The 11,809-nt window shown below is 31.5% G+C and carries 10 protein-coding genes; 9 read left to right on the top strand and 1 reads right to left on the bottom strand.

Features of this window, described 5'->3' with window-relative positions:
* The 9 genes from rpoA to ctlX all read left to right on the top strand — a co-directional run.
* The coding region (gene rpoA / locus QZ260_RS00400) for a DNA-directed RNA polymerase subunit alpha (RefSeq protein ID WP_295981469.1) at positions 1 to 748 on the top strand (748 nt) is incomplete at its 5' end.
* Between the two features lie 59 nt (positions 749 to 807).
* On the top strand, positions 808 to 1,278 hold the full coding sequence (gene rplQ / locus QZ260_RS00395; RefSeq protein ID WP_295981467.1) for a 50S ribosomal protein L17: 471 nt from the start codon (positions 808 to 810) through the stop codon (positions 1,276 to 1,278).
* Positions 1,279 to 1,379: 101 nt separating this feature from the next.
* A complete protein-coding gene (locus tag QZ260_RS00390; RefSeq protein ID WP_295981465.1) occupies positions 1,380 to 2,075 on the top strand; it encodes a hypothetical protein in 696 nt (231 codons plus the stop codon).
* Positions 2,076 to 2,111: 36 nt separating this feature from the next.
* Complete coding sequence (locus tag QZ260_RS00385) at positions 2,112 to 2,792, top strand: hypothetical protein (protein ID WP_295981463.1); 681 nt, start codon at positions 2,112 to 2,114, stop codon at positions 2,790 to 2,792.
* Positions 2,793 to 2,967: 175 nt separating this feature from the next.
* The gene (gene carA / locus QZ260_RS00380; protein ID WP_295981461.1) at positions 2,968 to 4,071 is read left to right on the top strand and encodes a glutamine-hydrolyzing carbamoyl-phosphate synthase small subunit; all 1,104 of its coding nucleotides are present in this window, start codon (positions 2,968 to 2,970) and stop codon (positions 4,069 to 4,071) included.
* A 156-nt stretch (positions 4,072 to 4,227) separates the two neighbouring features.
* Positions 4,228 to 5,520, top strand: a complete 1,293-nt coding sequence (eno, locus tag QZ260_RS00375) for a phosphopyruvate hydratase (RefSeq protein WP_295981460.1) — start codon at positions 4,228 to 4,230, stop codon at positions 5,518 to 5,520.
* Positions 5,521 to 5,694: 174 nt separating this feature from the next.
* Positions 5,695 to 6,981 carry a citrate synthase gene (locus tag QZ260_RS00370; RefSeq protein ID WP_295981459.1) on the top strand — a complete coding sequence of 429 codons (1,287 nt, stop codon included), beginning with the start codon at positions 5,695 to 5,697 and terminating at the stop codon, positions 6,979 to 6,981.
* Positions 6,982 to 7,131: 150 nt separating this feature from the next.
* Positions 7,132 to 8,052 (top strand): arginine deiminase family protein, encoded by a 921-nt coding sequence (locus QZ260_RS00365; RefSeq protein ID WP_295981457.1) that lies wholly within the window; start codon positions 7,132 to 7,134, stop codon positions 8,050 to 8,052.
* Position 8,053: 1 nt separating this feature from the next.
* On the top strand, positions 8,054 to 8,989 hold the full coding sequence (gene ctlX / locus QZ260_RS00360) for a citrulline utilization hydrolase CtlX (RefSeq protein ID WP_295981455.1): 936 nt from the start codon (positions 8,054 to 8,056) through the stop codon (positions 8,987 to 8,989).
* A 4-nt stretch (positions 8,990 to 8,993) separates the two neighbouring features.
* Here ctlX and QZ260_RS00355 read toward each other — a convergent pair whose 3' ends face one another.
* On the bottom strand, positions 8,994 to 11,036 hold the full coding sequence (locus QZ260_RS00355) for a tetratricopeptide repeat-containing sensor histidine kinase (RefSeq protein ID WP_295981453.1): 2,043 nt from the start codon (positions 11,034 to 11,036) through the stop codon (positions 8,994 to 8,996).
* Between the last annotated feature and the right edge of the window lie 773 nt (positions 11,037 to 11,809).

Raw genomic sequence — 11,809 nt, 5'->3', positions numbered from 1 at the left:
CCTAAAGCAAATACGTTTTAAGCGTCAAATAGATGAAATAGATAACGAATCGGTATCAATTTCAATTTCTGGACAAGAACAAATTACTGCAGGTGATTTCCAAAAGTTTATCTCAGGATTCCAAGTATTAAATTCAGATTTAGTTATCTGTAACTTAGATCCTAAAGTAAGTATCAATATGGAAATTACTATAGAAAAAGGAAGAGGATATGTACCAGCTGAAGAAAATAAAAAAGCTACAGCGCCTATGGGTACTATCTTTACAGATTCTATTTACACACCAATAAAAAATGTTAAGTATAGTGTTGAGAACTTTCGTGTAGAACAAAAAACAGATTACGAAAAATTAGTTTTCGAAATTGACACAGATGGTTCAATCAACCCTCAAGATGCTTTAACAGAAGCAGCAAAAATATTAATTCACCATTTCATGTTATTCTCGGATGAGCGTATCACTCTGGAAGCTGATGAAATTGCACAAACTGAAACTTATGATGAAGAATCACTTCATATGAGACAGTTGCTTAAAACTAAGCTAATCGATATGGATTTATCTGTTCGTGCACTTAATTGTTTAAAAGCTGCAGAAGTTGATACTTTAGGAGATTTAGTATCATTTAATAAAAATGATTTAATGAAATTCAGAAACTTCGGTAAAAAGTCTTTAACAGAGCTAGAAGAGCTTGTAAATGTTAAAGGTTTAAATTTCGGAATGGATTTAAGTAAATATAAATTAGATAAAGATTAATTAATCATATTTTGCTCCTCGCAAGTCGAGTTTGGTAGCAAGATGATAAAACAAACGTCATGAGACACGGAAAAAAAGTAAATCACTTAGGTAGACAAACAGCTCACAGAAAAGCAATGTTGGCAAATATGGCTTGTTCTTTAATAGAGCACAAGCGTATTAATACAACTGTAGCAAAAGCAAAGGCTTTGAAACAGTTTGTAGAGCCAATGATAACCAAATCTAAGGAAGATACAACACATAACAGACGTATTGTTATGTCTAAACTTAGGCAAAAGGATGCTGTTGCTGAATTATTCAGAGATGTCGCTGCTAAAATAGCTGATAGACCAGGAGGTTATACTAGAATAATAAAGCTAGGAAATCGTTTAGGAGATAATGCTGATATGGCAATGATAGAACTTGTTGATTACAACGAAATCTACAACGCAGATAAAGCTAAGAAGAAAACAACTAGAAGAAGTAGAAGAGGTGGTTCTAAACCAGAAGCTGCTCCAGTTGAAACTCAGGCATCAAACGAAGAAGAATAAAGTTTAAATGTTTTTCAGTATCGTTTAAAAATATAAAGGGTAAGCTGTGATAGCTTATCCTTTTTTTTATAGTTAAAAACAGAAAAAAGTATTAAAATTATATGAAAAAGTTAGTTTGTATTATTGCAGTTTGTCTTGGTCTAAATGGAATGGCTCAATCTGATAATGATAATAATGCGCGGTTAGATAATATTGGTATAAATGATTTCGGTAACGGAATGTGGGTGAATTCTAGTGGTCAAAAGACGGATATTAAAGGGTCTCCATATTTGTACGACTCATGGGTAAATGGTGGTAAGGTTTTTTTAAGTAATAAAGTGATAAGTATTAAGTCATTTAATTATAACATAAAATTTGAACGTTTTGAGGCTAAAATTTCGAAAGATTCTGTTTTCGCTGTTGATCCACAAGGTGTTAAAAAGATTGAAATACTTGGTAACGTGTTTATTAGAACTTTGGATCCTGAGTTTCAAAGAAATTCTTATTTCCAGAAAATAGCAGCTATTAACGGGAAATTGCTTTTGGAAAAGCATATCGTGGAGTTAAAGGAGGGGCAAATTAATCCTATGACTATGCAAAAAATGGAAAAAGACGCGCTTATAAAAAAAGAGATCTTTTATTTAGCAAATGATAAAGGAGAAAAACTCAAAAAGTTTAAATTGAGAAAAAGATCTATTTTATCGTTACTTGATAAAAGTAAGGCTAGCAGTGTTAAAGATTTTGTTAAACAAAATAGGCTCAAGTTTACAGACCCTAAAGATGTGAAAGCGCTATTGGAATATTCTAAAACTATATAATTATTTTATATATTTAATGTATTTAAATTTATAGATATGAAAGTTATATTATGTTGTTTCTTTTTATTTACGGTTTCATGTGTTTTTGCGCAAAGGGATGATTCATCTCGATTAACAAATGATTATTCGGGTTTGGTTGTAAATTCAACGGGAGCGTGGATTGGGAATCCTATTGACGATGGTATCGAAGGCTCAGTATACTTATATGATAGTTGGAAATCATATGCGATAGTAACTACTCGAGATGATGATAAGAATCTAATAATAAAAGATTTAAATTATGATACTAAACATAATAATTTTGTTGTAAAAGTAACTAATGATTCTGTTTATGTGTTTAACAATGCGTTGATTAAAGAAGTTAGGCTAAATAACAAAATCTTTAAAGAATATACCTTAAAAGGAGAAAAACGGTTTTTAGAGGTTGTAGCGTTTAACAATAGTTTCGAAGTCTTAAAAAATTATGATAAGGTGATTAGAAAGGGTAAACTAAACCCTTTAACCCAAGTAAAAGATACTGATTGTTATATTAAAAAAGAAACTATTTACATTAATAAAGGAATTTCGATTGCAGAAATTAAACTTAATAAAAAGACATTTACTAAGTTATTTGGTAGAGATGCTAAGCAAGTTCGTGACTTTATAAATGACAACAGCATTAACGTTAAGGATGAGAAAAAATTACAAACTATTTTAAATTTTCAAAACACGTTATAATGTTAATAAGCATTTAATATATATAGGATAAACAATTTTAGTTTATCCTTTTTTTTATGCAATTTTGTAAAACTTTTAAAAAAATATGAAATATCCATAGTCTATAGTTTAAGTTAAAAAAGGAACAAGATATGGATACTACATGTGACACTATTATTAGAATTTAAACGAACACATGAAATATCAAAAAAGACAAAAAGCTATCGTTCTTCTAGCTGATGGCACAATTTTTTACGGTAAAGCAGTTGGTAATAAACAAGGAACATCATTCGGGGAAGTATGTTTTAATACTGGAATGACAGGTTACCAGGAAATTTTCACAGATCCTTCTTATTATGGCCAACTTATGGTAGCTACTAATGCTCACATAGGTAATTATGGTGTTAATGATAATGAAGTAGAATCTGATTCTATAAAAATTGCTGGCTTAATAGTTAAGAATTTTAGCTATGAGTATTCTAGAGATTCTGCAGACGGATCTTTAGAAGATTTTTTAGAAAAGAATGACTTATTAGCTATTTCGGATGTCGACACCAGAGCTTTAGTAAGCTATATTAGAGATCATGGTGCAATGAATGCTGTTATTTCAACTGAAGTTGATAATATCGAAGGTTTAAAAAAGCAACTGGCTGAAGTGCCGAATATGGAAGGTTTAGAGTTAGCTTCCCAAGTATCGACTAAAGAACCCTACTATTTTGGTGATGAAAAGGCAACATACAAAGTGGCTGCTTTAGATATCGGAATTAAAAAAAATATTTTGCGACATATAGCAAGTAGAGACGCTTACATCAAGGTATTTCCTTATAACGCTAAATTTGAAGATTTAGAAGCGTTTAAACCCGACGGATATTTTTTATCAAATGGACCAGGTGATCCAGAACCTCTAATAGATGCTCAAGAAGTTGCGAAAGAAATTATAAAAAGAGATTTGCCTTTATTTGGCATTTGTTTAGGGCATCAAGTAATTGCTAGAGCTAATGGTGTTTCAACCTATAAAATGCATAACGGTCATAGAGGTATTAACCATCCTGTAAAAAACTTAATTACTGGGAAAGGTGAAATTACATCTCAAAATCATGGTTTTGCTGTAAATAGAGAAGAAGCAGAAGCAAATTCAGATTTAGAAATTACACATGTACATTTAAATGATCATACAGTAGCTGGTCTATCAATGAAAAATAAGAATGTATTCTCTGTACAGTATCATCCAGAAGCTAGTCCAGGCCCACATGATTCTTCTTATCTTTTTGATCAATTCATTGAAAATCTAAAGAAATAAAACTTAAATAAACCTCAATAATAGCATGCTGTTTTTGAGGTTATTTTTTACTAAAACGTTATAGATGTTATTTTGTCAATTTCTTCAAAAACATCTAAAAATAAACAAGATTTAACCGTAAATTTGGGGTGACAAACGATTAAAAACAAACCAATTATGAGTATAATAATTAATATCCACGCAAGACAAATTCTAGATTCAAGAGGAAATCCAACAGTTGAAGTAGATGTCGTAACTGAAAATAATATATTAGGTAGAGCTGCTGTACCATCAGGAGCATCAACAGGTGAGCATGAAGCGGTTGAATTACGTGATGGAGGAAATACTTATATGGGTAAGGGTGTTTTAAAAGCTGTAGATAATGTGAACGCAATTATTGCTGAAGAGTTGTTAGGGGTTTCAGTTTTTGAACAAAACCTTATTGATAAAATAATGATTGATTTAGATGGAACACCAAACAAATCTAAATTAGGTGCTAATGCTATTTTAGGTGTTTCTTTAGCGGTTTCTAAGGCTGCTGCTAATGAATTAAACATGCCATTGTATCGTTATGTAGGTGGTGTTTCTGCAAACACATTGCCTTTGCCAATGATGAATATCATCAACGGTGGTTCGCATAGTGATGCACCTATTGCATTTCAAGAGTTTATGATTATGCCAGTAAAAGCTAAAAACTTTACGCATGCTATGCAAATGGGAACTGAGATTTTTCATAATCTTAAAAAAGTATTACACGATAGAAACTTAAGTACGGCCGTAGGAGATGAAGGTGGTTTTGCTCCAAATTTAGCTGGAGGAACAGAAGATGCTTTAGATACTATAGCTAAGGCTGTTGAGAATGCTGGATATAAATTTGGTGATGAAGTTAAGATCGCATTAGACTGTGCCGCAGCTGAATTTTTTGTTGACGGTAAATATGATTACAAGAAGTTTGAGGGCGATACAGGTGTTATTAGAACAAGTAAAGAGCAAGCTGAATATTTAGCTGAATTAGCATCGAAATATCCAATTATTTCTATTGAAGATGGAATGGATGAGAACGACTGGGAAGGTTGGAAACATTTAACTGAATTAATTGGAGATAAAGTACAGTTAGTAGGTGATGATTTATTTGTAACAAATGTAGAGCGTTTATCTAGAGGTATTGAAGAAGGTATTGCCAATTCAATCCTTATTAAAGTAAACCAAATTGGTACGTTAACGGAAACTATTGCTGCTGTAAATATGGCGCATAATGCAGGTTATACATCAGTAATGTCTCACCGTTCAGGTGAAACTGAAGATAACACTATTGCAGATTTAGCAGTGGCTTTAAATACGGGACAAATTAAAACAGGATCTGCTTCTCGTAGTGATCGTATGGCAAAATACAATCAATTACTTCGTATTGAGGAAGAATTAGGTGAAGTGGCTTATTTTCCGCAAGAAAAAGCATTCAAAATAAAATAAGAAACATTTAAGTTTTTGATACAAAAAGCGATTATTTAATAATAATCGCTTTTTTATTTAGTATCAATTGGAATAATCCATAATCAACTAAATCGTTATAGATATTCTCAAAAAATAAAGAGATATTTCGTAATTTAGCAGACAGCATAATTAAAATAAATTATATAGAAAAACATGTCAGATACAGCTATTCTAGAAATAAACGGTGAGAAACACGAATTTCCATTAATCACTGGAACGGAAAATGAAGTAGCTATGGATATTAAGACGCTTCGAAGCGTTACAAAAGGGGTAACAACTCTTGATCCAGGTTACAAAAACACAGGTTCATGTGAAAGTGCGATTACATTTTTAGATGGCGAAAAAGGTATTTTGAGATATAGAGGGTATTCTATTGAAGAGCTTGCAGAAAAAGCTGATTTCTTAGAAGTGTCTTACTTGTTAATTTTTGGAGAGTTACCAAATTCTGAGCAATTAGAAAAATTTCATACAGATATAAAGGATCAATCAATTGTTGATGACGATGTAAAGAAAATTTTAGATGCATTTCCAAAGACAGCACACCCTATGGGTGTCTTGTCTTCATTAACAAGTGCGTTAACGGCTTTTAATCCGTCTTGCGTTAATGTGGATTCAAAGGAGGATATGTATAATTCTGTTGTGCGTATTCTTGGTAAATTCCCGGTATTAGTAGCATGGACAATGCGTAAAAAACAAGGGTTACCACTGGATTATGGAGATAAAAAATTAGGGTATGTTGAGAATGTTTTAAAAATGATGTTTAAAAAACCTAATGAAGATTATGTTCAAAATCCAATTTTAATTAATGCTTTAGATAAGTTGTTAATCTTACATGCTGACCACGAACAAAATTGTTCTACATCAACAGTAAGAATTGTAGGGTCGTCTCACGCAGGTTTATTTGCTTCGATTTCTGCAGGTATTTCAGCACTTTGGGGACCACTTCATGGTGGTGCAAATCAAGCTGTATTAGAAATGCTTGAAGCTATTAAAGAAGATGGGGGAGATACCAAAAAATATATGGCTAAGGCCAAAGATAAAAATGATCCATTCCGTTTAATGGGATTTGGACATCGTGTTTATAAGAACTTTGATCCACGTGCAAAAATAATCAAAGTTGCCGCAGATGAAGTATTAGGTGATTTGGGTGTTGATGACCCAATTTTAGATGTTGCAAAAGGTTTAGAAAAAGAAGCTTTAGAAGATAAGTATTTCGTAGATCGCAAATTATATCCAAACGTAGATTTTTATTCAGGAATCATTTACAGAGGTATGGGAATTCCAACAGATATGTTTACAGTAATGTTTGCTTTAGGTAGATTGCCTGGTTGGATAGCCCAATGGAGTGAAATGCGTTTAAAGAAAGAGCCAATAGGTAGACCAAGACAATTGTATATAGGTGAGAATGAAAGAGCTTATAAAAATATTAAAAAAAGATAAATAAGAAAATATTATATTATTGTTAAGCTTCATGAAAATATCATGAAGCTTTTTCTTTTTTTGAGCATTATTTTGTGAATAATGTAAAATGTCTTTAATTATACTTAATTTTGATGTTTAAAATTTGTAAGACTTATTTAATCAGAAAGAATGATAAAACTGAATATTCAAAATGAAACTTCTAGATTACGTGCTGTTGTTTTAGGTACCGCTGAAAGTAATGGTCCTATTCCTAAAGTTGAAGATTGTTATGATCCGAAGAGTGTGGAACATATTTTAGCAGGGACTTATCCTTCTGAGGTGGATATGATTAAAGAAATGGACGCTGTTGCTAAGGTTTTTAATAAATATGGTATTCAAGTTTTTAGACCTGAAATTATAAAAGACTGCAATCAAATATTTGCTAGAGATATAGCCTTTGTGATTGACGATATGTTAATTGAGGCTAATATTTTACCACACAGAGAAGAAGAAGTGCAAGCCATTGATTCGATATGGAATCAAGTAGCAGAAGATAAGCGCGTAATATTACCTAAAGAATGCCATGTAGAAGGCGGAGATGTGATGCCGTGGAATGACTATATTTTTATAGGCACCTATTCTGGTGATGACTACTCAGAATTAATTACGGCAAGAACGAATACTGATGCTGTCATAGCGATACAAGAACTATTTCCAAATAAAACTGTGAAATCTTTCGAATTGAAGAAATCTAATACAAACCCAAAAGAGAATGCTTTACATTTAGATTGCTGTTTTAATCCCTTAGGAAAAGGGAAAGCAATCATTCATAAAAATGGATTTTTAATTGAAAAAGAATATGAATGGTTAGTTGATTTCTTTGGAAAAGAAAATGTTTTTGAAATCAGCAAAGATGAGATGTACCAAATGTTTAGTAATGTGTTTTCAATATCTGAAGATGTTGTCATTTCAGAACAAAACTTTACTAGACTTAATACATGGTTAAGAGATCAAGGTTTTACGGTTGAAGAAGTGCCTTATGCTGAAATAGGTAAACAAGAAGGTTTATTAAGATGTACAACAATGCCTTTAATTAGAGATAAAATTTAAAATGCAACAAACTACAAATACCATATTAATGATTCGTCCTGTAAATTTTAGGATGAATGAGCAAACTGCTGTTAATAATTATTATCAAGAATCCATTAACGGTGTTTTACCAGAAACGATTAATACTAAAGCTCAAAAGGAGTTTGATGATTATGTTGATAAGCTCAGAAATATTGGAGTACATGTTATAGTTGTAAATGATAGAAAAGAAACGGATACTCCCGATTCAATTTTTCCAAATAATTGGGTATCGTTTCATGGAAATGGCGATGTAGGTCTTTATCCTATGTTTGCAGAAAACAGGCGTTTAGAAAGACGAGAGGACATTCTTGAGACATTAGAAGAAAAAGGCTTTGAAATCAATAATATTATTGATTATACAAGTGCTGAAGAAGAACAAGTATTTCTGGAAGGAACGGGAAGTATCATACTAGATCGTGTAAATAGGAAAGCATATTGTGCTTTGTCTCCGCGGGCAGATGAAGATTTGTTTATTGAATTCTGTGAAGATTTTGAATATACTCCGGTCATATTTACCTCAAATCAAACTGTAAATGGAAAACGAAAGGCTATATATCATACCAATGTTATGATGTGTATAGGAGAAACTTTTGCCGTGATTTGTTTAAGTAGTATTGACGATAAAAAAGAACGCAAAAACGTTATCAAGCATCTTAAAGAAGATGGTAAAGAAATTATTGATATTACAGAAAAACAAGTCAATAATTTTGCTGGTAATATGCTTCAAGTAAAAGCAGCAAATAATGAGCCTTACTTAATTATGAGTCAAGCCGCTTACGATTCACTTACTGTTTCTCAAGTAAAAAAAATCAAAAACCATACAAAAGTGTTATCGAGTTCTTTAGAAACTATTGAAACTTGTGGTGGTGGAAGTGCAAGATGTATGATGGCAGAAGTGTTTTTGCCGAAGGTTTAAAAAACTAGCTATTAGGTCTAGATTTAGGTAATTGCACATAAAACGTGCTTCCAATACCTTGAGTGCTTTCTACCCAAATTTTACCGTGGTTTAATTCTACCAGTTCTTTACAAATGGAAAGTCCCAAGCCTGTACCTTTTTCGTTATTGGTACCCATAGTCGTGAAAGAATTATTCTTAAATAATTTACTCAAGTTTTCTTTTGAAACACCTATTCCTGTGTCTGCAATACTTACAATACAACTTCCGTTACTAATGTAGTTTGATACTGTAATAGTATCTCCATTTTTACAAAATTTAAGCGCGTTGGCTAGTAGATTTTGTATAACAATTTCAAACATACTCCTGTCGGCATAAGCAAAGTCACGTAACGTATGGTCAACTAAGGTAATACCTTTACTTTCCATTCGTTGATCTACAAGCTTTACTTTACTTTCAAAAACCTCTTGAATATCAAAAAGACTAGGTTTTGGTTCTAAAGATTGCATTTGAGATTTAGACCAGTTAAGTAAGTTGAAAAGTAGCAATGAAGCGTTATTGGCATTTTCACTTAATTCCGGAATTAAATCATCAAACTCTTCTCTTGTTAAGGAGCCGTCTTTTAATAGATCTATGAATCCATTAATTGAAGAGAGTGAATCTTTTAAATCATGAGAAACAATAGAGAATAGCTTATCTTTTACATTGTTTACATTCTCAAGGTGCTTGGTTTGTTCGGAAAAGGCTTCATTTTGTAATTCAATTTTAACATTTTTTTCTTCAAGCTCCTGCAAGTCTTTAATACTGCTGTTCCGTTTTAAATACGTAAAAACTAATAGCGCTGAAACCACAATAAGTGCAGCAAGTAATGCATATAAAATAATTTTATATTTGTCTAACACTTTATTCATTTCAACGTTATCAGCCGAAGTTACTTTATCAGTAGATACATTAACTTCAGGTTGGCTTCCTGAATTTGTGTTTAACTCAATATTAGTTTGTTTTTCAGTACTGGTTACTGGTTTAATTTTTGTCTTTTTTAAACTAGTATTCAATTCATAATACTCGCGTTGCCATACAAAAGCTCTATCAAAACGTTGTCTGGTAGAATCTAAAGACTTCATTAATTTGTAATGTCTCAGTAATTCTATTTTGTTATTCAAGCTTTTGGCAATTTCTCCAGCGTCAAGAAGTTGTTTTTCCGCTATATTTAATCTGCCTTGTTTAAGATTTAAATCCCCTAAATTGTTTAAAGTCAGCAATAAACCAGCTTTGTTTTTTGTTCGGGTATTAATGTTGTAACCCTGTATTAAATATTTTGTGGCTTTGTCATAATCGTTAAACATTAAATATTCGCCACCCAACTTTGAGAATACATACCCACGAATAGAGTCATTATTCGATTCGCTACTCTTTAAGACTTTTTCGTAATACTCTATAGCCTTTCGGTGTTCTTTTTTATTGGAATAAAGTTCAGCTAATTTGCTATGCGATTCATTAATACCTTTCGAATCATTAAGTTTCATTTGAACACCCAAGGCTTTCAAATAAAATTCCATAGCTTTTTCGAATAAATTAGTATTGTAATACGCTTTGGCTAAATTTCTATAGGCTAAGTTCAGGTCACTAATCAGATTTCTTTTTTCAAGCTCTTTTATGGCTGCCAAAGAAAATTGTAAACCTCTATTGTAATTCCCTCGTTTAATCTCTATTAAACCAATGCTGTTATTAACTTTGGCAACGCTTAATGTATCGTTAAGGGCGTTGAATAAGGCTTTCGATTTATTATAACCGCTAACAGCATTAATATAATCGTCTTTTTGGGCATAAATTAGAGACTTATAATATGTTATTTCAGCTATACCCTTTTTGTAGTTAAGATTATTTGAAAGTTTTTCGCTTTTTAAGATATATTCACGTGCTCTTTCATAATCCTTTATGTCGAAAAGGGCTTTTATGATTTTTAAGGAAGTTTCTACTTTTAATGAGTCTTGTTCTTGAAAAGCTAACTCTAAAGCGAGATTATCTATGTCATCAGTTTGCGAGAAACCAATAGATATAGATAACATAATAAATAAAGTAGTTATTCTCCTCATTTTAACATTTAAATCGCATCAAATAAAAAAGCAACATAATAGGAAATCTTAAATTTTGAGGAAAAATAAGATTGCTTTATATTGATGAAACTATTTGTTAGGGTTTAATTTTTTAAGCCGAAAAAATTCGGATTAATAGCATTACAATACAAAAATTGACAAAAGGATATTCAAAATCTAATTTCTGCGTTTTAATACCAATAAATTAGTTGAAAGGGCATCGAAAAAATAGAACTAAAATCGACGAATAGACGAACGGTAAAAATCACAGAAAAAGAGCACTTTTATCGATGAAATGCATTTCGGGTTTGATTTTCATAAACTAATCTTATAGCTGTAAGAATTTTAATATTTTAAGGAATTGCAAAGATATTAGAGATTATTATTCATGTTAAAAACAATTAGTTCGTTCTATGAATATCAAAAGTAAGAGTGTCTTATATTCAAAATCGAATAAGCATTGATTTTCTATACACTTCTTCTAATGGAAGTAGATTCATTCTCAAAAAGCAACCCAGTCTTAGCCCAATAGCAAAACCAAATTTTTTGTTCTGTTTTTTGCTATAAATCGAGTATATCAATTGGATTTTCATTAGCATCTTTGCAAGGAATACCATAGGATTCTAGTTCTGATTGAAACGGTGAATCCATACCCTCATAAAAAGCAGACTCTAGTTTAATGTATTTTAAACGCTAGAATTAGGACCACTACGAATAAAACATAAAAATATGATAACTATTGATTA

Source organism: uncultured Algibacter sp. (assembly GCF_905480415.1).
GTDB lineage: Bacteria > Bacteroidota > Bacteroidia > Flavobacteriales > Flavobacteriaceae > Algibacter_B.
Note: the sequence above shows the minus strand (reverse complement) of the source record. Positions and strands in the feature narration are given on the sequence as shown.

Bases quoted from the DNA above. Each gene is read 5' to 3' on its own strand.
- rplQ (WP_295981467.1), top strand. From the start codon at position 808: ATGAGACACGGAAAAAAAGTAAATCACTTAGGTAGACAAACAGCTCAC.
- QZ260_RS00390 (WP_295981465.1), top strand. From the start codon at position 1,380: ATGAAAAAGTTAGTTTGTATTATTGCAGTTTGTCTTGGTCTAAATGGA.
- QZ260_RS00385 (WP_295981463.1), top strand. From the start codon at position 2,112: ATGAAAGTTATATTATGTTGTTTCTTTTTATTTACGGTTTCATGTGTT.
- carA (WP_295981461.1), top strand. From the start codon at position 2,968: ATGAAATATCAAAAAAGACAAAAAGCTATCGTTCTTCTAGCTGATGGC.
- eno (WP_295981460.1), top strand. From the start codon at position 4,228: ATGAGTATAATAATTAATATCCACGCAAGACAAATTCTAGATTCAAGA.
- QZ260_RS00370 (WP_295981459.1), top strand. From the start codon at position 5,695: ATGTCAGATACAGCTATTCTAGAAATAAACGGTGAGAAACACGAATTT.
- QZ260_RS00365 (WP_295981457.1), top strand. From the start codon at position 7,132: ATGATAAAACTGAATATTCAAAATGAAACTTCTAGATTACGTGCTGTT.
- ctlX (WP_295981455.1), top strand. From the start codon at position 8,054: ATGCAACAAACTACAAATACCATATTAATGATTCGTCCTGTAAATTTT.
- QZ260_RS00355 (WP_295981453.1), bottom strand. From the start codon at position 11,036: ATGTTATCTATATCTATTGGTTTCTCGCAAACTGATGACATAGATAAT.